This is a genomic window from Arthrobacter sp. UYCo732 (assembly GCF_040547265.1).
In the GTDB taxonomy this organism is placed as follows: domain Bacteria; phylum Actinomycetota; class Actinomycetes; order Actinomycetales; family Micrococcaceae; genus Arthrobacter.
The window spans coordinates 26,447-47,838 of sequence record NZ_JBEPPJ010000008.1; the positions used below are offsets into that span (position 1 = coordinate 26,447).

The following is a 21,392-nucleotide window of genomic DNA, read 5'->3' on the forward strand; positions in this document are numbered from 1 at the left end:
GAACCTCGAACCGGTGGCGGTCCGGATTGTGGCTGAAAGTGATGGTCGCTCAAGGGGATTCACCTTCGTTGCAGGCTTTCCCAACCCTGGCGCTCCTGCGCAAACCTGTTGTGACACCCGACACAACGTGCCTATAGTGGCCTACGGTGCACCATGCGGCTTGCGGAACCGGCAGGCCTTCGAGCCAGTTCCGCTGCAAAGGAGATCCGCATGGAAGACCGGACGCTTGGACCATTAACCGTTTCCGCCCTGGGCCTGGGCTGCATGGGCATGAGCGAGTTCTACGGGACGGGCGACGAGCAGGAATCGATCGCCACCATCCACGCATTCCTCGACGCCGGCGGAAGTCTTCTGGACACCGCGGACATGTACGGGCCCTTCACGAATGAAAAGCTGGTGGGCGGTGCCATCTTAGGGCGGCGCGCCGACGTCGTACTGGCCACGAAGTTCGGCAACGAACGCCGTGAGGACGGCTCCTGGGTGGGCATCAACGGCCATCCGAATTACGTCCGCGCCGCCTGCGATGCCAGCCTCCAGCGCCTGGGCTTGGACCACATCGACCTCTACTACCAGCACCGCGTGGATAAAACCATCCCCATCGAGGACACCGTGGGGGCCATGGCCGGGCTGGTCGAGGCAGGGAAGGTCCGCCACCTCGGCCTGTCCGAGGCGTCGGCGGAGACCATCCGACGTGCCCACGCCGTGCATCCGATTACCGCGCTGCAGACCGAGTACTCGCTGTGGGAACGCGAACCCGAGACCAAAGTCTTTCCGGTGCTCGAGGAACTGGGGATCGGTTTTGTGCCCTACAGCCCGCTGGGCCGCGGCTTCCTGACCGGCCAGATCCGCTCTGCTGATGACTTCGCAGCCGACGACTTCCGCCGGCACTCGCCCCGGTTCCAAGGCGAAAACCTCGCCCGCAACCTGAAGCTCGTGGACCGGGTGAAGGAACTGGCCGGCCAGAAACAATGCACCCCCGCCCAGCTCGCCCTCGGCTGGCTACTGGCCCAGGGCCCGCACATCGTCCCGATTCCCGGCACCAAAAAGCGCGAACGGCTCGCCGAGAACCTGGGTGCGGTGGGCGTCGAACTCACCGCGGAGGACCTCCGGCAGCTGGATGAACTGGCGCCTGCCGGGGCTACCGCAGGGGCCCGCTACCCCAACATGTCCACCATTGATACCTGAGAACCGCCTGCTTCCACAAGCCCGTTCCGCGAACCCGCCCCACAAAGGAGACATCATGGCCCCGAACGACGACGAAGCCCAGATTTTGGACCAGTGGACCCATAAGCTGACCCAGGCCCTGCAGATCCTGGACCTAAAGCTGGACCAGGAGCTGATCCTTGAGCTGGCCCGGAAATCCGCAGATTCTGTGACGCACGCAGCTGCCCCGATCACCGCCTTCTTGGTGGGCTACGCCGCCGCGCTCGAGGCCGGCACGGGAAGCGCGGGTTCCAAGGCAGCCTCGACGGCCTCCATCACCAAAGCCGCCGACGTCGCGTTCAGGCTCTGTGCGGACGCCCGCCAGCAGGCGAGCCCCCACCCGGAGCCGGGCGCGGAAGGCTGGACGCACAGCGCCCAATAGCCAGCCGGCGGCCAGCAGTCAGCCGGCGGCCACCTCCGCCGGCGCGTGTGCCTTGGCCGGCTCGAGCCGGACGATCACTGCCTTGGACACGGGTGTCTGGCTGCCTTCAGCCACGCTGTCCAACGGAACAAGAACGTTAGCCTCGGGATAATACGCGGCCGCACAGCCCGCCGCGGTGGGGTAAGAAACCACCCGGTAGTTGTGCAGCACACGTTCCACGTTGTCCTGGTACACACCGTGAATGTCCACGTGCTGCCCGTCGCTGAGGCCAAGGCCGGCCAGGTCCTCGGGGCTTACAAACACCACTTCGCGGCCCTTCTTGATACCGCGGTAGCGGTCGTCATTGCCGTAGATGGTGGTGTTGAACTGGTCGTGGGAACGCATGCTTTGCAGGATCAGCGTGCCCGCCGGCCGGTCGACGTGTTCAAGCTGGTTGACCGTGAGCATCGCTTTACCCATGGGGGTGTCGAACGTGCGCGAGTCCCGGGGGCCGTTCGGCAGCACGAAGCCGCCCTCCTGCCGAATTTTCCCGTTGTAGTCCTCACAGCCGGGGACCACCCGGGAGATGTGGTCGCGGATGAGGTCGTAGTTTTTCTCAAACCCGGCCCAGTCAGCATTGACCCGGTCACCCACCACCTTCTGGGCAAGCCTGCTGAGGATGGCCACCTCGGATAGCAGCCCGGGTGCCACCGGGGGGACGGCGCCGTGTGAGCCGTGGACTGCGCACACGGTGTCCTCCACCGAAACAAACTGCGGCCCGGACTCCTGCAGGTCAATCTCGGTGCGGCCCATGGTGGGCAGAATCAGTGCTTCAGCACCTGTCACGGTGTGCGAGCGGTTGAGCTTGGTGGAAATCTGGACTGACATTTCCGTGTTTTCCATCGCCGAGATGGCGGCCTGGGTATCCGAAATGGCTCCCACGAAGTTGCCGCCCATCCCGACGAAAACCTTGATCCCGCCGTCGCGCATTTGCCTGATGGTTTCCACGGAGTCCACACCGTGTTCCCGGGGCGGATCGAAGCTGAACTCCTTGCCCAGTGCGTCCAGGAACGACGGCGGCATCTGCTCCCAGATGCCCATGGTCCGGTCACCCTGGACGTTGCTGTGCCCGCGGATGGGTGAGGCTCCGGCGCCCGGCTTGCCAATGTTGCCGCGGAGCAGCAGGAGGTTGATGATCTCCTTGATGGTGGCCACGCCCTTCTTGTGCTGGGTGATGCCCATGGCCCAGGTGATGATCACCTTCTCGGCCTTCAGGTAGCGGTCCGCCAGTTCATCGATTTCCTCAGTCCGCAGCCCGGTAGCCTCAAGGACGGCTGCCTCGTCCAGTTCGGCGAGGTGGGCCTTCAACTCCTCCAGCCCGTGGCAGTGCTCCGCCAGGAAGGCATGGTCCAGCACCGTGCCGGGATTTTTGGCTTCGGCGTCGAGCACGCGCTTGCAGACGGCTTGGAGGAGTGCCATGTCGCCGCCAAGCCGGATCTGCAGGAACTGGTCCGCAATCTGGGTTCCGTGGCCGATGATGCCCTTGACCTTCTGCGGATTCTTGTAGCGGCGCAGGCCGGCCTCCGGCAGCGGGTTAACGGCCACAATCTGCCCCCCGGCCTCCTTGGTCTCTTCCAGGGCAGTCAGCATCCGCGGGTGGTTCGTGCCCGGGTTCTGACCCATAATGATGATCAGGTCCGCCTTGGCATAGTCATCGGCGGAGACTGTGGCCTTGCCGATACCGATGGTCTGGCCCATAGCCCAGCCCGACGATTCGTGGCACATGTTGGAGCAGTCCGGCAGGTTATTGGTGCCGTACGCCCGGACGAACAGTTGGTACAGGAAAGCGGCCTCGTTGGAGGTCCGGCCGCTGGTGTAGAAGGTGGCCTGGTCCGGGCTGGGCAGAGATATCAGTTTGTCCCCGAGGATGGTGAACGCACGGTCCCAGCTGACCGGCCGGTAGTGGTCCTCACCCGCTGCCTTGTAAACCGGTGTGGTGAGGCGCCCCTGCATCCCCAGCCAGTACTCGGAGCGTTCCCGGAGTTCGCTGACAGGGTGTTCGGCCCAGAATTCGGGGCCGACCAGCACGGGCGTGGCCTCCCAGGTGACCGCCTTGGCACCGTTTTCGCAGAATTCAAAGGTCTTGCGATGGCCGGGATCCGGCCAGGCGCAGCTCATGCAGTCAAAGCCGTCCTTCTGGTTCAGCGCCAGCAGCGTCTTCGCGGCCCGGCCCACCCCCATGTGTGTCAGGGCGGGCTCCATCGAGTGGAAGACGCCGGGGACGCCGGCGGCCCACGTCTTCGGGTGGCCACTGACTTCGATGTCAGCCTCGTTGACCTCTTCGACCTTCGGATTTTTGCGCGCCACGCTGCACTCTCCTTCTTCAGACTCAAACCGCAAACACGAAAATATTCAGAATGGTACGGGTCTCTTCCACACTTGTTCAGGGCGTCCCGGAAGTCAAGGAAAAGCGGCCCGTCAGCGAGCACGGAGGGGTGTGCTCTCTCGGACCGCGGACGACGGCGGATGCCACCTCGCGTAGGCTGGTCACCACGGCTGAAGCAAGCGGCCGCAGGACCCACCATCCGGAGCCGCCTTCATGCCCGAGCACCCTGCGCTGAGCGCACTTGCCTCCTCTTTGTTCTCCCTCCCGCAACTCCGCGACGGCCAACTCGCCGGCATGGCCGCCCTGGTCGACAGCCGTGACGTCCTGGCCGTGATGCCCACCGGCCACGGTAAGTCCGCCATCTACCAGGTAGCCGCCACGCATCTCTACCGCGAGGCGGGACACCCCGCCGTCGTGGTTTCACCCTTGATCGCCCTCCAGGAGGACCAAATCGGCGGGCTCATCGAGGCACTCGGTGCGGACGCCGCCGTCGCCATCAATTCCTCCCACACCGACGCGGAACTGGACGAAGCCTGGCGGAAGGTGGAGTCAGGCCGGGCCACGTTCGTTTTCCTGGCGCCCGAGCAGCTGGCCAAAAAGGAAACTGTGGAGCGGATCGCCGCTATACGCCCGGCACTGTTTGTGGTGGATGAGGCACACTGTGTGTCGTCCTGGGGACACGATTTCCGCCCCGATTACCTAAACTTGGGCACAGTCAGGAAGCACCTGGGCAACCCGCCCGTGGCCGCGCTGACGGCCACGGCCTCCCCTCCGGTCAGAGAGGAGATTGCGGAACGGCTGGGGATGAAGGATCCGCTGATCCTGGTTCGCGGCTTCGACCGGCCCAACATCATGCTGGACGTGGTCAGGCACCACATGGAGAAGGATAAACGCCGTGCGGTAGTGGAACAGATCGCCGCATTGGTCCACGGAAACGGTTCTAATGCCGGCACGCGGCAGCAGGGCCTGCTTTACGCGGCCACGCGCAAGGACACCGAGAAATACGCCGCCAAGCTGGCCGGAGAGGGACTTCGCGCCGAGGCCTACCACGCAGGCCGCTCCACACCGGACCGCGAGCGGATCCTCGAACTGTTCATGGCGGACCAACTGGACGTGGTGGTGGCCACCACGGCCTTCGGGATGGGGATCGACAAGCCCAACGTCCGGACCCCGAGGCCCTGCTGGCCGTGCTTAAGGCCCTCCGCTCGGCGGACGAGCCCGTCTTCGCGTCGTCACTTGCCGAGCTCACCGGCTTCAAGTCCCGTCGCATGATGGGTCTCCTGAACCAGCTGCAGGAGGCCGGTGCCGTGGCCTCCGGCAAGCGGGGCGTCCGGCTCACCTCCAAACCCAGGCCGGCCGCACTGGTGCAACGCGCCGTCGAACTGGCAGAAGCGCGGCAGCGCGTGGACGAATCCCGGCTCCACATGATGCGCGGCTTCGCCGAAACGGACGGCTGCCGGCGCCAGTTCCTGCTTGGTTACTTCGGCGAGGACCTCCCGGAGCCGTGCGGCAACTGCGATTCCTGCATCGAGCGCACGCAGCATGGCGCTGCCCAGCCGCAGGCCCGGAATCACGACGGCGGCGCTGCCGGCGACGTTCCGTTCCCGCTCCAGTCGCCGGTGACCCACAAGAAGTGGGGTGCCGGGTTGGTGATGCATTACGAGGATGACGTGATCACCGTCCTGTTTGAGCGGGAAGGCTACAAAACGCTCTCGCGGGAGGCTGTCATGAAGCGAAAACTGTTGAAGCCCGCTTAGGTAGGCTGGAGGAAGACTCCGACGAAAGTGCGCCGACGTGCAAGTTTCTTCCCTTGCCTGGATCCTGACCATCGCGGGAATTGCTGGCCTTCTGGCCTTCGATTTCTTTTTCCATGTGCGGAAGGCGCACACGCCCTCGCTGAAGGAATCGGCCATCTGGTCCTCCATCTACGTAGGCATCGCCCTACTCTTCGGCCTCGGTGTGCTGATATTTGGCGGCACCACCATGGGCACCGAATACTTCGCGGGCTATGTCACGGAGAAGGCCCTGTCCGTGGACAACCTCTTCGTGTTCCTTATCATCATGGCCAGCTTCAAGGTGCCCCGGGCTGACCAGCAAAAGGTGCTCCTGTTCGGCATCGTCTTCTCGCTGATCGCCCGCACCGCCTTCATCTTCCTCGGCGCAGCCCTGATCAACAGCTTCGCGTGGGTGTTCTACATCTTCGGGCTCATCCTGCTGATCACGGCCGGAAACCTGCTCAAACCCGATGGCCACGACGACGACGACGCCGAAGGCTTGGTGGTCCGGCTCGCCAAGAAATTCCTCCCGGCGTCGGAACACTATGACGGCGACAAAATGTTCACCATGGAAAACGGCAAGCGCGTCCTCACGCCGATGCTCCTGGTGATGGTGGCCATCGGCGGCACCGATATCCTCTTTGCCCTCGACTCCATCCCGGCCATCTTCGGCCTGACCCAGAACGTGTTCATCGTCTTCACCGCCACGGCGTTCTCGCTCATGGGCCTGCGCCAACTGTTCTTCCTGATCGACGGCCTACTGGACCGCCTGATCTTCCTGTCCTACGGGCTCGCGGCCATCCTGGGTTTCATCGGCGTGAAACTCATCCTGCACGCCCTGCACGAAAACACCCTGCCGTTCATCAACGACGGCGAACACGTCAATGTGGTGGAAGTCAGTACGGGTGTTTCCCTGACCGTGATCCTGGGCGTCCTGGTAGTCACCATCCTGGCGTCCCTCTTCAGCCCCAAAGGCAAAGCCAAGAACGCGGTGTCCGGCGCCAAGCGGCACGCCACCGAGTACCTGGACCTCACCTACGAAACAGACATGGCGGAGCGGGACAAAATCTTCGCCAAGATGGTCCGCGAGGAGAACCAGATCCGGAGCCTGCCGGAGAAGTACAAGCGGCTGGTCCGCAACGAAACCGAGTTCATGGATCTGCTCCGCAACGCCCACGCCGAGCACGACAAAGCCCAGGTGCGGGCCGCGGAAAGCTAAAGCAACGCGGGGTTCACTTCAGGCGCTCCCGGAGGCCCCGGATGGGCCTAGGGTGACCCCCGATGGGCCTAGGGTGACCCCGCGTTGTCAGTCCCTGTTGATAGATTCAACGCATGGCCAGGGGAACCTCCTCCGGCCAGGGAAATCAATGGGGAGGCCCCGTGTTTCTGCTCGATCCTGCCATTGCCAGTCCAGCAGGCGGGCCCAAGGACCTGGTGTTTTCCGCCAGCGATCTTGTGGCCGCCAGCGAGTGCGAATACCGCACGCTCCGTGTCCTGGACGAGAAACTGGGCCGCTCCCCCAAAGCCCAATTTCCCGACGACGAGATGCAGCGCCGCGCGGGCACGCTCGGCGACAAGCATGAGGAAAAGGTCCTGGCCGGCCTGATCACCAAATACGGCATCTGGGATGCGGGCCGGGGCACCGGGGTGTACTCGATCGAGCGCGGCAACACCGTCCGTGCGGATCTTGAGTCCAAACAGGCCGAAACGGAGCTTGCGCTCCGCGCCGGGGCCGACGTCGTCTTCCAGGCCACCTTCTTCGACGGCGAGTTCCTGGGCTACGCAGACTTCATCGTCAAGGAGGGCGCCGGCACCGGCGCCGGCTTAGGCGCCCCGGGCCGCTACGAAGTATGGGACACCAAACTGGCCCGACACGCCAAAGCAGGCGCCCTTCTTCAGCTCGCTGCCTACGGCGACCAGCTCATCGGCATGGGACTGGACCCCTCACCACGGGTCACCCTCGTTCTGGGCGCCGTGGAGGACGGCGATTACGTGCGCAGCCACCACTCCCTGCCCGACCTGCTGCCGGTCTTCCGCGAGCGCCGTGACCGCTTTCGTGCCCTGACCGCCGGCTACCGGGAACGCGGCTCGGCGGTCCAGTGGCAGGAGGCCGGGGTCACCTACTGCGGCCGGTGCAACTACTGTGCCGAGCAGGTTCAGGCCCACCGCGACCTCCTCATGGTGGGTGGCATGACCACCCCCCGGCGGAAAAAGCTCATCGCCGACGGCGTCACCACCATCGACGCGCTGGCCGATCTCCCCGCGGGCAGGGCCTCGGGCTCTGTGGTCAGGCTGCGCGACCAGGCCCGGATGCAGCTGGGCCGGGACGTGCCGGACGGTTCCCGCACGTTCACCACGGACGGCCAAGACCACACTGTCACGTTCAAGGTGCTGCCGGAGAATGCCTTGGGCAGCATTCCGGCGCCCAGCCCGGGCGACATCTTCTTCGACTTCGAAGGGGACCCGCTCTGGCAGGACCCGGCCACCAGCCAGTGGGGCCTGGAGTATCTGTTCGGCGTGATCGAGGCGCCGGTCGACTCAGCTGCCGGGGCAGTGGACCACGCCGGCAAACCCGTATTCCGACCCTTCTGGGCACACTCCCGCTCCGGGGAACGGCAGGCTTTCCTGGACTTCCTGGCCTACGTGGAAGAACGCCGCGCACGGTACCCGGACCTGCACGTCTACCACTACGCCGCCTACGAGAAATCGGCGCTCCGGAACCTGTCCGCGCGGCACCTGGCGGGCGAGGACATCGTGGACAACTGGCTCCGCGAAGGAGTGCTCGTGGATCTCTACGCCACGGCCCGGCATTCGCTGCGGATCTCCGAGCCGTCGTACTCCATCAAGAAACTCGAGCCGCTGTACATGGGCGACAACCTGCGCTCCGGCGACGTGAAGGACGCCGGCGCCTCGGTGGTGGCCTACGCGGCCTATTGCGCAGCCCGGGACGACGGCCACTCCGCCGAAGCCGCCAGGATCCTCGCCTCGATCTCCGACTACAACGAGTACGACTGCCTCTCGACCGTCCGCCTCCGCGACTGGCTGCTGGGACTGCGGGGCTCCAGGTCCGCTCCCACCGAAGGCGCGGCCTCGGGTCCCGGGTCCGGCGGAACGCACGACGACGGCGGGCGGCCGGCGATGCGGCCCGCGATTCCCGAAGCCGAACCCACGCCGGAGGGGCTTCGGCTCCAGGAGTACCTGGCGAGCCTCCCGGATACGCGGCCGTGGACCAACGACGAGCGGGCCATTGCGATGGTGGCAGCGGCAACGGGATACCACCGGCGTGAACGGAAGCAGTTCTGGTGGGAACACTTCGACCGCACCGAGTCCGAGATCGACCTCTGGTCCGAGCGCCGCAACGTGTTTGTGGTGGACACCGCCGAAGTGGTCTCGGACTGGGCGCTGGCCAGGCCCACCGTCCGGATGCGCACCCGCACGCTCCGGCTGACCGGAACCATGAGCGAGGGATCGGACTTCAAACCCGGCAGCACGTGGTGCCGGGTTTATGACTCGCCGGTCCCGGACGGCCTCGAGGATTCCGGCAACCCCACGGGCCGCGGCTTCACGTTTGGCACGCTGGTGACGGCGGTGGAGGACCACGCACGGCTCCCGGGGCAGAGCATCATCACCATCGAGGAGAAGGAAACCGGCAAGGTCCCCGCCTACCCGCACATTCCGGTGGCCCTCACCGAGGACCAGCCTGTCCGCACCGCGAGCATCGAAGCCGCCCTGACCGAGCTGGCCCAAAGCGTGGGTGCCGCTGTCCCGGAACTTCCGGAACATCCCGGCGTTGACATCCTCCGCAAACTGCCGCCGCGCTTCCGCACCCTGGCGGCACCCGCCGCCGTCGGGACGGACGGCACGGGGGCTGCCGATTATGTCACGGCCATCACCGCCTCACTGCTGGACCTCGACCGTTCCTACCTTGCCGTGCAGGGCCCACCCGGGACGGGCAAAACATACGTCGGCTCCCATGTCATTGCGCGGCTGGTGGCTCAGGGCTGGAAGATCGGCGTGGTGGGGCAATCCCATGCGGTGGTGGAAAACATGCTGTGCACCGCCATCGAATCGGCGAGGGTAGATCCTTCCCGGGTGGCCAAAAAGATCGTCGGAGACCACGTGGTGCCGTGGCACCAAAAGAAGGACGACGACGTCGCCACCCTCCTCGCTGCTCCCGGCGGGGCGCTGGTGGGCGGCACCGCCTGGACCATGACCGGCAAGTCCGTGCCCGCAGGATCTCTGGACCTGCTGGTCATTGACGAGGCCGGGCAGTTCTCGCTGGCCAACACCCTGGCCGTGGCCCGTGCCGCCAAGCGCGTCCTGCTCCTGGGCGACCCGCAGCAGTTGCCGCAGGTCACCCAGGGCTCGCATCCGGAACCTGTGGACGAATCGGCCCTCGGCTGGCTCGCCGCCGGCCATGCCACGCTGCCCGAAAACCTCGGCTACTTCCTGGCCGACAGCTGGCGCATGCATCCCGAGTTGTGCCGTGCCGTGTCCGTCCTCAGCTACGACGGCAAGCTCGAACCGGCGCCGGCCGCGTCCTTGCGCAGCCTGGCCGAGGTGCCCGCCGGCGTCGAAACAGTGTTCGTGACGCACAGCGGGAACACCACGTCCTCCCCTGAAGAAGCAGCCGAAGTGGTCAGGCAGGCGCAGCGCCACATGGGGTTGAAGTGGATCCCCGGCGGCGACATGCCCGTCCGGCCCCTGACCTCGGAGGACATCCTGGTGGTGGCCGCCTATAATGCCCAGGTCCAATTGATCCGGCACGCCCTGCAACTGGCTGGCCTGTCTGGGGTCCGGGTGGGAACCGTGGACAAGTTCCAGGGCCAGGAAGCGCCGGTTGTTGTGGTGTCCATGGCCTGCTCGGCGGTGGCCGAAGCTCCCCGCGGCGCGGAGTTCCTGTTAAACCGCAACCGGATCAACGTGGCCGTTTCCCGCGGTCAATGGCGTGCCGTCATAGTCCGCTCGCCGGAGCTCACCCACTACATGCCGTCCAAACCGGCGGCGCTGGAGGAGCTTGGCGCCTTCATCGGCCTCAGCCGCGCCAGGAAGCAAGCAAGGTAAGTTCAGGGGGTGACATCCCAAAGCAACAAGCTGCCCGTGGGCGCGCTGATCGTCCTCGCTGCCATCGGCTTCACCGCCATCACCACCGAACTCCTGCCCTCCGGCCTGCTGCCCCAGATCAGCGCGGACTTCAAAGTGTCGGAAGCCACGGCCGGCTACCTGACGGCAGGCTACGCGGCCATCATCGTTGTTACTGTCATCCCCTTATCCATGGCGTTGGCCCGGATCCCACGGCACTTCCTGCTCGTCGCACTGATCCTGACTTTCGCGGCGAGCAACGCGCTGGTGGCTGTGGTCGCCGACTTCGGTGCCGCCATGGGAGCACGCGTGGTGGGCGGCATAGCCCACGGCCTGCTGTGGTCCGCGATGGCCCCCTTTGTGGCCCGAATTGTCCCCGCCCATAAGGTAGGAAAGGCCCTGGCGATCGTCTTCAGCGGCAACAGCCTCGGCCTGGCCATTGGCGCCCCTGTGGGCACCGCGCTTGGCAACCTCCTCGGCTGGCGCTCGGCCTTCCTGGTGCTGGCCGCCTCCGGCGTGCTGCTGGCCCTCCTTGCCGTCTGGCAGCTTCCCCCTGTGCGCCGCATCCCCGACGCTCCACACCCGTCGCTCCGGAAAGCGATCGCCCAGCCGGGCGTCAAGGTCGTGGCTGTTGGCTGGCCACTGATGCTGATGGCGCATTTCGCCCTGTTCACCTACATTGCCCCGTTCCTGCGCGAGATCCGGCTCCCCGACTTCAGCATCCCGCTCTCAATCAGCGTCCTGGGCGTCGCCGGCCTGGTGGGCATCTGGATCGCCGGCATCACCGTGGATTCAAAGCCGCGGCGCTGGCACCTCATCACTGTCGCCGGCGTGGTGGTTTCCCTGCTGCTGCTTCCCCTGGTGGGTACCGCCCTGCCCGGGCTCGCACTCGGAAGCATGGCCGGCGCCGACCTTGCACTGCCGGCCGCCATGATCCTGATGTTCGTGTGGGGCACCGGCATCGGCGCCATGGGAATCTACAACCAGTCCGCCATCCTTCGGGCGGGCGGTGAGTACCGTGACGCCGCGAACGGCCTGACCGTCCTGACCATCCAGGTGGGCATCACCATCGGAGCGATGTTCGGCGCCGCCGCCCTCACGGTGGCCGGGCCTGTCATGATCCCCGTCGCCGCCGCAATTCCTGCCGCCGTCGCGCTGGTGCTGATCCTCGCAGGGCGCCGCCACGGCTACCCGCCGGGCGCCAAGGAGCGTGTCAGCGGGCCCTGAAGTCGTGGAACAACCCCTCGGCCACGGAGATGGCTTCTTCAACGCGTTCTACCCGGCCGGGCGTCTTGTCCGACCGCAGCCAGGCCAGGAGCTGATGCACCTGTTCGTCCGGTCCTTCGGCAACCACGGACACTGAGCCGTCGTCGAGGTTCTTGACTACGCCTTTGAGCGCCAGCTCGTCCGCCTTGCCCATCGTCCAGAAACGGAATCCGACCCCCTGCACCACGCCGAAGACGCGGGCAGAGAGCCGGATATGGCCCGGTTGGGGGCTGCCAGTGGTCATGGCACTCAGGCCTGCTTGACCAGCGCAGCTTCGACGTTGATCTTGACCTTGTCGCTGACCAGCAGTCCGCCGGCTTCCAGCGCCGCATTCCAGGTGAGGCCGAATTCCTTGCGGCTGATTTCGGTCTCTGCGGAGAAGCCGGCGCGGGTGGCCCCGAACGGGTCCACGGCAACACCGGTGAATTCAACCTCCAGCTCCACCGGCTTGGTGACGCCGCGGATAGTGAGATCGCCTGTGAGCGTGTAATCCTCGCCGTCGCCCTCCACTGACGTGGCCCGGAACGTCATCTCCGGGAACTCCTCCACGTCGAAGAAGTCCGGGCCCCTGACGTGCCCGTCACGGTTGGCGTCGCCCGACTCGAAGCTGGCAGTCTTGACGGTCGCGTGCAGCGACGCATCTGCGAGAGACTCGCCCACCCGGGCCTCGGCCAATGCGTCCGTGAAGCGGCCACGAACCTTGCTGATGCCTGCGTGCCGGACCGTAAATCCGATCTCGCTATGGGACATGTCGAGGTTCCAGACACCTGATGTAAGGCCTGAGGGAAGGGTCACTTTTGTATCTCCTTTGCAGTGGAAAACAATGTGGGAACCGGCCAGTGCAGCCGGTTCCCACATTGGTTCACTCAGGAGACTTTGTCCAGAGAATACGCACGACTACCGACGGCGCATTTAACCCCGGGTGAATTAACACGCAGGTCAGTTGATGGTGATGTCCCGCGTGCGGTGGTCGTAGCGGATGGTGACGGTGCCGCCCTCATGGTGCAGTTCATGGTTGGGGCCATCGAACGTGCCGTACGCCCCGTAGTTCTCAGACCACGAGCGGTTAAGCGCAATTTTGAAGGTGTAGAAGCCGGCAGGCAGTTCGGTGCTCTTAGTCCACACCTGGGAGCTGAAGTCGAAGTCCATCTGCGACTCGTCGTACTGCGGCGCCCAGTTCTCCGGTGCACCCAGGAAGGTGTTGAAGTCGCCGGCCACAGCCACCGCTTCGGGCTGCGGGAAGGTTTCCTCGTCCGGCCCCTCCAGCGGCTCCGCCACAACCGGCTCAGCCTTAGTCTTAGCCTTCGGGGTGGCCTTGCGCGAACGGACGGCCTTCACCACCGGCCCCACGGCCTCCTCGATCAGCTTGGCGGCCTTGCCCACTGCTTCGGCAGCCTTCTTGGCGGGCGCCTCCTTCTCGGGGGACCCAGCGGCCACCGTCTTGGTGCCCGGGGTCTTACTGGCGGCAGCTACCTTGGCAGGAGCCTTTTTCACTGCGGGAGCAGCAGGAAGCGGGGTTTCGGCCGGGACAGGAGTGCCGGCGTCGAGCGCTGCCGCGAAAGAATCCGCATCCGGAAAGGCGACCGTGGCACGCATGCCGTCATCGGTGATCGTCCAGCCGGAACGGCCCTTGACCAGCCAGCCAGCCTTGACCAGCTTGGCCGTGGCGGAGGTGAGGGTCTTGTGGCCGCGGGGAATGCCGCCGCTGAGCAGCGTCGCCTCGTGATCGCTGAACGGCACGCGGGCGGTGGCTTCCGCCAGGACCTCGCCGGCGTTGCGGGCCTCCTCCGTCCACGCGCCCTCTGTCAGGACATCCAATACGGTCTTGAGTCGAAGGTAGGTGTTTTCTGCGATGGACGTGGCCATGATTCCCCTTAGTGAAGCGATCTGTCTCTAGGCATCTTGCCAAGACGGTATTAAATCGCACGACTTGAAATGGTTAACTCTGCGTGTCGTGACCGACTATGACGTCGATTACAGCGGAACCGAGGCAAGAGTCTCGGCTAGTGGGCTGTTTTCTCAACCCGGAAACGCTTTTCGGGGAACCGCCGCTCACTTCCCACGACACGCACGCGTCCCAGTTTAGCGACCCCTTCGGGCCGGAGCTACACCCGGTTCAGCTCGTCCAGCAGCTCGGCTTTCCGCTCTTCAGAGGCGAACGATGAGTGAATGGAGTTGGCCGCGAGCCGGGACCGGTCAAACTCGGACAGCTCAAAAGCTGCCTGCAGCTGTGCGAAGTTGTCATCCACGTAGCCGCCGAAGTAGGCAGGATCGTCCGAATTGACGGAAACGTTGAGCCCGGCGGCAAGCATCGCAGGCAACGGGTGGTCAGCCAAGGTGTCCACGGCCCGGAGCCGGACGTTTGAAAGCGGACAAACCGTCAACGGAATCCGCTCGTCCACCAGGCGTTCCACCAGGTCGGGGTCATCCATGCAGCGGATGCCATGGTCAATCCGCTCCACGCCCAGGACGTCCAGCGCTTCGATGATGTACGACGCCGGTCCCTCCTCGCCCGCGTGCGCGGTGAGCCGCAGGCCCGCTTCGCGGGCTTTCGCGAACAGCCGCTCAAATTTGGCTGGCGGGTTACCCACTTCGGCCGAGTCCAGGCCGATGGCTGCGATGGGCGCGTTCATGACCAACAGGCCGTCCAGGACCTCCAGCGCCGATTCCTCGGAAAGGTCGCGGAGGAACGCGGCGATCAGCAGGGTGGAAATTCCGTAGTCCCCCACCGACGTCGCCAAGGCCGAGGCCACACCGTTAACGCAGGTTTCCAGGCTGACGCCGCGGGAGATGTGGGCCTGCGGGTCCATCATGATCTCGGCATGCCGGACGCCTGCAACGGCCGCGCGGGCCAGGTAGGCGCGGGTCATGTCGGCGAAGTCCTGCTCAGTCCGCAGCACCGCCATGTTGGCGTAGTACAGGTTCAGGAACGACTGCAGGTCGCTGAATTCGTACAGCGCCCGTAACTCTTCAAGGCCCGAATAGGGAAGTGCCATGCCGTTTCGCTCCGCCAGCTCAAAGATCAGCTCGGGCTGCAACGTGCCCTCAATGTGTAGGTGCAGTTCCGCGAGAGGCAGAAATTGCGGTGCTTCTTCGGTCTCGGGCAGCTCCGATTCCGGCATCTGGTCGACGGCAGCATCCGGGTAATTATCCATCGGCTCAGGATATCGCCCACCGGCCGCTTCACGGCTAGAGTCGAACCAATGCGGAACCCTCAGCAGGCTGACGAACCTATCCTCCATACTTCCGGCCACCTCTCCGACGGCTTCGTCCGGGTCCGGGGAGCCCGCGAGAATAACCTGAGGAACGTGGATGTGGATGTGCCCCGCGACTCCATCGTGGCTTTCACAGGTGTCTCCGGCTCAGGAAAGTCGTCCCTGGCATTCGGCACCATCTACGCCGAAGCCCAGCGCCGGTACTTCGAATCCGTGGCCCCCTACGCACGCCGCCTCATCCAGCAAGGCCATAATCCCAAGGTGGAGACGATCTCCGGACTGCCTCCCGCCGTCGCGCTTCAACAGCGCCGCGGCGCACCGAGCAGCCGTTCCACCGTAGGCACAGTGACTACGCTGTCCAATTCGCTCCGCATGCTGTTTTCAAGGGCGGGAACGTATCCGCACGGTGCGGCCCCACTGGATTCCGACGCTTTTTCTCCAAATACTGCGGCGGGCGCCTGCCCGGAATGCCACGGGCTCGGAGTGGCACACACGGTCAGCGAGACGTCCCTGGTGCCGGACCCCGGCCTGACCATCCGGGAGGGTGCCATCGCCGCGTGGCCGGGTGCCTGGCAGGGCAAGAACCTCCGCGACATCCTCAGCCACCTCGGCTACGACGTGGACGTCCCGTGGCGGAAGCTGCCCAAGAAGCAGCGCGACTGGATCCTGTTCACAGAGGAGCAGCCCGTCGTCGAAGTCACGCCCGAACGGGACCGGGTGGCCAAGCCGTACAAGGGCCGCTTCTGGAGCGCCAAAAGCTACGTCCTGCACACCCTGGCCGACTCCCAGAGCGCCGCCATGCGTGAGCGCGTCCTGGCGTTCATGGAATCCGGCCCGTGCGCCCGCTGCACAGGAACCGGGCTCCGGCCTGAGGCCCTCGCAGTGAGCTTCGCCGGCAAAAGCATCGCCGAACTCAACGCCGCGCCCATGGTGGAACTGGCCGAGATCATCCGTCCCACTGCCGGTCTCAAGGATGCCGGAACCGCGTCCCGGCGGCAGTCCTCCGGGGAGGACAACGAGGTTGCCGTCGCCATCAGCGCCGACCTCCTGCAGCGCATCACGGTGCTCCTGGACCTCGGCCTCGGATACCTCGCCCTGGGCCGATCCACCCCCACCCTCTCCCCCGGCGAAATGCAGCGGCTGAGGATCGCCACCCAACTCCGGTCCGGACTGTTCGGAGTTATCTACGTGCTTGACGAGCCGTCCGCTGGCCTTCACCCGGCCGACGCCGAGCCGCTCCTGGCTGTCCTTGACCAGCTCAAGGCCTCCGGCAACTCCGTCTTCGTGGTGGAGCACAACATGGACGTGGTCCGCCGGGCCGACTGGCTGGTGGACGTGGGCCCCCGCGCCGGCGAAGGCGGCGGCGAGGTTCTCTACAGCGGGCCCGTCGCCGGGCTTGCCGCCATTGAGGAGTCGGTCACCCGCCCGTTCCTGTTCGACGGCGGCGCGTCTGCGGGCTGCGCGTCCGCGGGCGACGCGTTCGACGGGACGCCCGGTGGGGCGTCCGGTGGGGCGTCCAACGGCGGGTTGCCGGCCCCGCGCGGGCGCGGCCGTGAACCCGATGGCTGGCTGGAACTGACTGGAATCAGCCTGCACAACCTTAAGGACCTTGATGCCCGGTTCCCCTTGGGCGTCCTGACGGCAGTCACGGGCGTTTCCGGCTCCGGCAAGTCAACCCTAGTGAGCCATGTCCTCGGCGACGTGGCGGGCTCCAGCCTGAGGAACCATCCCGCGCCGGAACCGGCCCAAACGGACCGGGCAGACTCCTCACCAGCGCTGACGGTGGGGCCGGTCAACGGCATGGACCGGATCGACAGGCTGGTCACTGTGGATCAGAAGCCCATCGGCCGGACACCACGCTCTAACCTGGCCACCTACACCGGCCTCTTTGACGCTGTACGCAAGGAGTTCGCCGGCACCGACCAGGCCCGGGAACGTGGATTCGGCGCGGGGAGATTCTCCTTCAACGTGGCCGGTGGCCGCTGCGAGACCTGCCAGGGCGAGGGCTTCGTCGCCGTTGAACTGCTCTTCCTTCCCGGCAGCTACGGTCCCTGTCCTGAGTGCGACGGTTCACGCTACAACCCAGAGACCCTTGAGGTGACTTACCGCGGCAAAAACGTGGCCGATGTACTGCGCCTGACCGTTGACGCCGCCGCCGGGTTCCTGGCTGACATTCCCGCCGCTGCCCGCAGCCTGAAGAGCCTCCGCGATGTGGGCCTGGGCTACCTCCGCCTCGGCCAGCCTGCCACCGAACTGTCCGGCGGCGAGGCCCAGCGCATCAAGCTCGCCACCGAACTCCAACGCGCCCGCCGAGGCCACACGCTCTATCTTCTGGACGAACCAACCACCGGGCTGCATCCCGCCGACGTCCAACTGCTGATGGCACAGCTCCACGGCCTGGTGGACAGCGGCAACACCGTGGTGGTGGTCGAACACGAGATGGACGTTGTGGCGGGCGCGGACTGGGTCATCGACCTTGGCCCCTCGGGTGGGGATGCGGGCGGACGGATTGTTGCTGCCGGAACCGCCGCCGCCGTCGCAGGTTCTTCCCACGGCCGCACCGCGCCTTACTTGGCGGCGGTACTCCGCCAGCGAGCCACCAGCTGATCTCCAGAATTCATCTCAGTTTGATAACGGCCCCGTGATGTCCTAGCGTGAAATGCAAGCCCGCCAAGCGGGCGAATGAATGCCCGGTGCTGCCTCCACCAGAACTGCCCGGCCGGCAGACACCGAAAATGACCTCGATTCGTCAGGGGCGGGCAGCGGCGCGATAACCTCCTGGGACGGACCGAGCGCAGGCGGCCTTCAGGAGCATCACATGAAAAACACCACAATCCGTCGTGCGCTGCCCAGCTGGGTTTGAGCGGCGGGGGTGGTGCGACGGCGGTTGCCCCGCAGAGCGTCCCGGTCCAGAATGTCCCAGCACAGAGCGTCCCAGTCCAGAACGTGCCGGTCCACCAGCCGCCGGCCACCCAGGGCGATATGCAGGGACCAGCCGATGATGTCGCAGCGCCGCCAGCTGCTGCGGAAATCCCCCAGCATGCTGCACCACCGGCGCTGAGCGGCGAAACCTACACCCTGGATCCGGGCGATACCCTCAGCATCGTGGCGGATAAGCTCGGCGTCGAAGGCGGCTGGGAGAAACCGGCCGACGCCAACCTGGACTCCATTGCCGATCCGGACCTTGTGTTCGCCGGGCAGGTCATCCAGCTCCCCGCCTAAGCCTGCCGTCGTCCCCGGGGCCTTCCGTTTCCCTTCCCCGGGACAACAGACGAAAGAAAAAACGACGCCGGAGCTCCCCACCCAAGGGAGTTCCGGCGTCGTACGTTCTGAGGTTGTTCTCAGCTGCTTCTTAAGCGGCCGCCGGAATTTCCCGGACGATGCGCACCTTCCAGGCAGCGGCGTCGCTGGTGTCCAGCAGCGCCACCGTACCGTGGGCGACGTTCAGCGCCACGCGCTTGGCCGCGAGCAGTTCCAGGTAGAGGTGTTCGTTCATGCGGCTGGGTGTGTCGATCATGTATTTCACGGCGTCGCGGACCTTGCGGTAATTGCTGCTGCGTTCGCGGTGCAGGTGAAGCTGCAGCATCTGGCGATGGCGCACCTTGGGTTCGTGCTTGTTGAGCCAGGAAACCGCCAGGTGGACAGAGACTACCAGTGCCAGCGAAACCGCATAGATCCACCAGCCGCTACTCAGCAGGAACAGGGGCAGGTTGCCGATGGCAACCAGCGCAATCACCACACGGAGCGCAACGATCCGGCGAAGGGTCAGCGCGACGGATGCCATGGCGGCAAGAAAGCCGTGCTGCTCCTTCCGCGCTTCGGCCGGGTCAAGGGTAAATTCGTCAAGGACCAGGATGCCCTTGGCCTCCGGGCTGAGCAGCTGCCCGAACTTGGGTGTGAAAGGCTGCGCGCTGCCGGGGGTCGTAACAGAAGAATTGGTCATGAGGGGGCTCCAGGCTAGCGGGGTGTTTCGGTGATCATAGTGGGTAGCGGCACCCTTTGTATGTATCGGTCCACTATGTGAACACCGCGCGCGTTCGCAGGAGCCTGCCCATGTGGCGGCGGGCACAGCAATTGGCACATCCGCCGCGTGCCGTCAGACTGAAGGGATGCAAACCTTCCTTCCGTATCCCGATTTCCGGCAGAGCGCCGCAGCACTGGACACTGCCAGGCTTGGCAAGCAGCGTGTCGAGGCGCTGCAGACCCTCCGGGCTCTGGTGATTCCCGAGTACGGCTGGCAGACCCACCCTGCCGTCCGCATGTGGATGGGCCACGTGCCGGCGCTGACCCTGTATGGCCTGGCGATGGTGGACGAGTGGACCTCCCGCGGCCACGCAGACAACACCCGCGCCAACATCACCGAGTTCGCGCCCCAGGCAGCGCACCCGGACTACGCTGCCAGGATTCCCATGCCGGAGTGGCTGGGGAACCCTGACTTCCACCTGAGCCACCGCGCGAAGCTGGTCCACAAAGAACCGAAATTCTACAAGGCGGTGTTCCCGGACGCCGACCTGGACCTGGACTATATCTGGCCAGAGCCCAAGCATGAGTTCCATCCGGCAGAACCGGAGGACGACTTCCTGTGGATCCTCCGCGACCCGCACCCCGGGATCGATCCGCAGACACTGGACACTGTGGCGCTGCCGCCGGTCCGCCGTGCCAATCCTGCTGCTGACGCGCCCGACGCCGATGGCTACTCCCCCGTGTACATCGACGACGGGTCACGCCGCCCCTCCAAGCAGCCGCGCAAACTGCCTCCCAAGCTTGTGAAGAAGCCCACGCGAAAGCGCCAGGCCCAGGAGGAAGCGTTCGCCACGCTGCCCGGCAAGACCACCGTTGCCGTTTCGTTCGAGGATGGCCGCAAGTTCGCCGTGGGGCAGGTCCTCGGCCGGCCCATCACGCTCGACGATGGCCGCTTTGGCCGCAACTTCAGTGTCACCGAGGTGATCGACCGGTCCGCGTTCGATTACCCGGCGCTCCTGCAGGATCCCCGCGTGTTCTTCCCGGTGCCGGCTCCCTGATAAGCCACATTTGGCGGCGATCCCCTGAAGCCGCTGGAAACTCGACGGCTGGGAACTGCACGGCGACGCAAAATTATCGCTTACAGTAATCCTCAAGTGCGGGCAGCCCGCACCATCAGCATGGGGGCTAATTATGGGGGCAGGCGACCGAGCCGCGGAACAGGCGCGGATGGCGGCTGAACGGGCGGCCAAACTCCGCCGGCAGCTCGATTACGCAGAAAAGGCTGAACGGGCGTGGGCGGCGGGTGCCGCTGGCGAAGCCCGTGTTGCCGGAATGCTGGAGTCGCTTCAGTCCGAGGGCTGGATGGCCCTCCACGACGTGCATTGGCCCGGACGGCCCAAAGCCAACCTTGACCACGTCCTGATAGGCCCGGGTGGCGTCATCGTGATCGATGCCAAGAACTGGTCAGGCGACGTTCATCTCCGTAACGGCGTCCTGCGGCAGAACGGTTACTCGCGCGAGCGGGAGGTGGCGGGAGTGCTGGAGCAAGGCGCAGCGGTAGCGGCCCTTCTGGAACCGCAGCACCGCCGCCACGTACGCGCGTGGCTATGCATGGTTGGTCAACCTGGCCTCCAAGGGTCCACTTCCAGCGGTGCGAGGCTCCAAGGCATAGACACCGTCCGCGAAGCCATCAGTGCTGTCCCCGCTGTGCTGGATGCGGACACAGTCGGAGCCATCCACCATCACCTGACAAATTTGCTCGCAGGAACCTCGAGTCCGCCGCTGCTAACCACCGGGAACGTACCGGCCGGGCCATCGGATTTTACTCATGCTCCAGGCCCAGCCACATCCTTGGCACGCTGGCGCACCGTCCGTGACCCTGCCCATGACCCGCACACGGTTCTGCGGTCAGCAGCCCGGCCAAGGGCAGCACGCAGGACACCGAAGAAGGGTCAAAGCTGTCTGGGGGCGCTCTTCCGGCTGGCACTCATCGTTTTGGCCCTTGTTGTGCTCACGAACGTGCTTTCGCAACTTTCGGCCCAGCCGCAGCCGGTTCCCCTTCCCACTCCCGCGGTGGTTTCCAAGCTTCCTGTGCCCTGACCTCTGCCGCGAATTCGGGTGGTGACGGCGGGGATGGCAGA

Annotated in this window: 15 protein-coding genes and 1 pseudogene; 9 read left to right on the forward strand and 7 right to left on the reverse strand. The window is 65.4% G+C overall.

Going from position 1 to position 21,392, the window contains the following annotated elements:
- Positions 1-210 precede the first annotated feature (210 nt).
- Both ABIB45_RS12285 and ABIB45_RS12290 read left to right on the forward strand, forming a co-directional pair.
- A complete protein-coding gene (locus ABIB45_RS12285; RefSeq protein WP_354216136.1) occupies positions 211-1,185 on the forward strand; it encodes an aldo/keto reductase in 975 nt (324 codons plus the stop codon).
- A gap of 55 nt (positions 1,186-1,240) precedes the next feature.
- Positions 1,241-1,585: a DUF6457 domain-containing protein gene (locus tag ABIB45_RS12290; protein ID WP_354216137.1), complete on the forward strand. Its 345-nt coding sequence runs from the start codon at positions 1,241-1,243 to the stop codon at positions 1,583-1,585.
- Between the two features lie 18 nt (positions 1,586-1,603).
- Here the strand turns inward: ABIB45_RS12290 and ABIB45_RS12295 are convergent, their stop codons facing one another.
- Positions 1,604-3,931: an FdhF/YdeP family oxidoreductase gene (locus ABIB45_RS12295; protein ID WP_354216138.1), complete on the reverse strand. Its 2,328-nt coding sequence runs from the start codon at positions 3,929-3,931 to the stop codon at positions 1,604-1,606.
- A 232-nt stretch (positions 3,932-4,163) separates the two neighbouring features.
- Between ABIB45_RS12295 and ABIB45_RS12300 the strand changes: the two are divergent.
- From ABIB45_RS12300 to ABIB45_RS12315, 4 genes and pseudogenes are all read left to right on the forward strand, one after another.
- A pseudogene (locus ABIB45_RS12300) lies at positions 4,164-5,707 on the forward strand (RecQ family ATP-dependent DNA helicase).
- A 37-nt stretch (positions 5,708-5,744) separates the two neighbouring features.
- Positions 5,745-6,944, forward strand: a complete 1,200-nt coding sequence (locus ABIB45_RS12305; RefSeq protein WP_354216139.1) for a TerC family protein — start codon at positions 5,745-5,747, stop codon at positions 6,942-6,944.
- Between the two features lie 161 nt (positions 6,945-7,105).
- Positions 7,106-10,789 carry a TM0106 family RecB-like putative nuclease gene (locus ABIB45_RS12310; protein ID WP_354216241.1) on the forward strand — a complete coding sequence of 1,228 codons (3,684 nt, stop codon included), beginning with the start codon at positions 7,106-7,108 and terminating at the stop codon, positions 10,787-10,789.
- 9 nt (positions 10,790-10,798) lie between these two features.
- Positions 10,799-12,034, forward strand: a complete 1,236-nt coding sequence (locus tag ABIB45_RS12315) for an MFS transporter (protein WP_354216140.1) — start codon at positions 10,799-10,801, stop codon at positions 12,032-12,034.
- Here the strand turns inward: ABIB45_RS12315 and ABIB45_RS12320 are convergent.
- From ABIB45_RS12320 to ABIB45_RS12335, 4 genes are all read right to left on the reverse strand, one after another.
- Positions 12,021-12,317, reverse strand: a complete 297-nt coding sequence (locus ABIB45_RS12320; RefSeq protein ID WP_354216141.1) for an acylphosphatase — start codon at positions 12,315-12,317, stop codon at positions 12,021-12,023. The genes ABIB45_RS12315 and ABIB45_RS12320 overlap by 14 nt on opposite strands.
- 5 nt (positions 12,318-12,322) lie before the next feature.
- On the reverse strand, positions 12,323-12,868 hold the full coding sequence (locus ABIB45_RS12325) for a YceI family protein (RefSeq protein ID WP_354216142.1): 546 nt from the start codon (positions 12,866-12,868) through the stop codon (positions 12,323-12,325).
- 144 nt (positions 12,869-13,012) lie between these two features.
- Positions 13,013-13,939, reverse strand: coding sequence for a pullulanase X25 domain-containing protein (locus ABIB45_RS12330; protein ID WP_354216144.1), 927 nt, complete (start codon positions 13,937-13,939; stop codon positions 13,013-13,015).
- 239 nt (positions 13,940-14,178) lie between these two features.
- Positions 14,179-15,195 (reverse strand): adenosine deaminase, encoded by a 1,017-nt coding sequence (locus ABIB45_RS12335; protein ID WP_354216242.1) that lies wholly within the window; start codon positions 15,193-15,195, stop codon positions 14,179-14,181.
- Positions 15,196-15,276: 81 nt separating this feature from the next.
- On the opposite strand from ABIB45_RS12335, the gene ABIB45_RS12340 reads away from it, so the two are divergent.
- Positions 15,277-17,895: an excinuclease ABC subunit UvrA gene (locus tag ABIB45_RS12340; protein ID WP_354216146.1), complete on the forward strand. Its 2,619-nt coding sequence runs from the start codon at positions 15,277-15,279 to the stop codon at positions 17,893-17,895.
- A 207-nt stretch (positions 17,896-18,102) separates the two neighbouring features.
- Here the strand turns inward: ABIB45_RS12340 and ABIB45_RS12345 are convergent, their stop codons facing one another.
- Entirely contained in the window at positions 18,103-18,330 is a 228-nt protein-coding gene (locus ABIB45_RS12345) for a hypothetical protein (RefSeq protein WP_354216250.1), read from the reverse strand.
- Between the two features lie 310 nt (positions 18,331-18,640).
- Positions 18,641-19,231: a hypothetical protein gene (locus ABIB45_RS12355; protein ID WP_354216147.1), complete on the reverse strand. Its 591-nt coding sequence runs from the start codon at positions 19,229-19,231 to the stop codon at positions 18,641-18,643.
- Between the two features lie 166 nt (positions 19,232-19,397).
- Between ABIB45_RS12355 and ABIB45_RS12360 the strand changes: the two genes are divergently transcribed.
- Positions 19,398-20,309 carry an MSMEG_6728 family protein gene (locus ABIB45_RS12360; RefSeq protein WP_354216148.1) on the forward strand — a complete coding sequence of 304 codons (912 nt, stop codon included), beginning with the start codon at positions 19,398-19,400 and terminating at the stop codon, positions 20,307-20,309.
- A 133-nt stretch (positions 20,310-20,442) separates the two neighbouring features.
- Positions 20,443-21,351: a nuclease-related domain-containing protein gene (locus ABIB45_RS12365; RefSeq protein WP_354216149.1), complete on the forward strand. Its 909-nt coding sequence runs from the start codon at positions 20,443-20,445 to the stop codon at positions 21,349-21,351.
- The last annotated feature ends 41 nt before the right edge of the window (positions 21,352-21,392 follow it).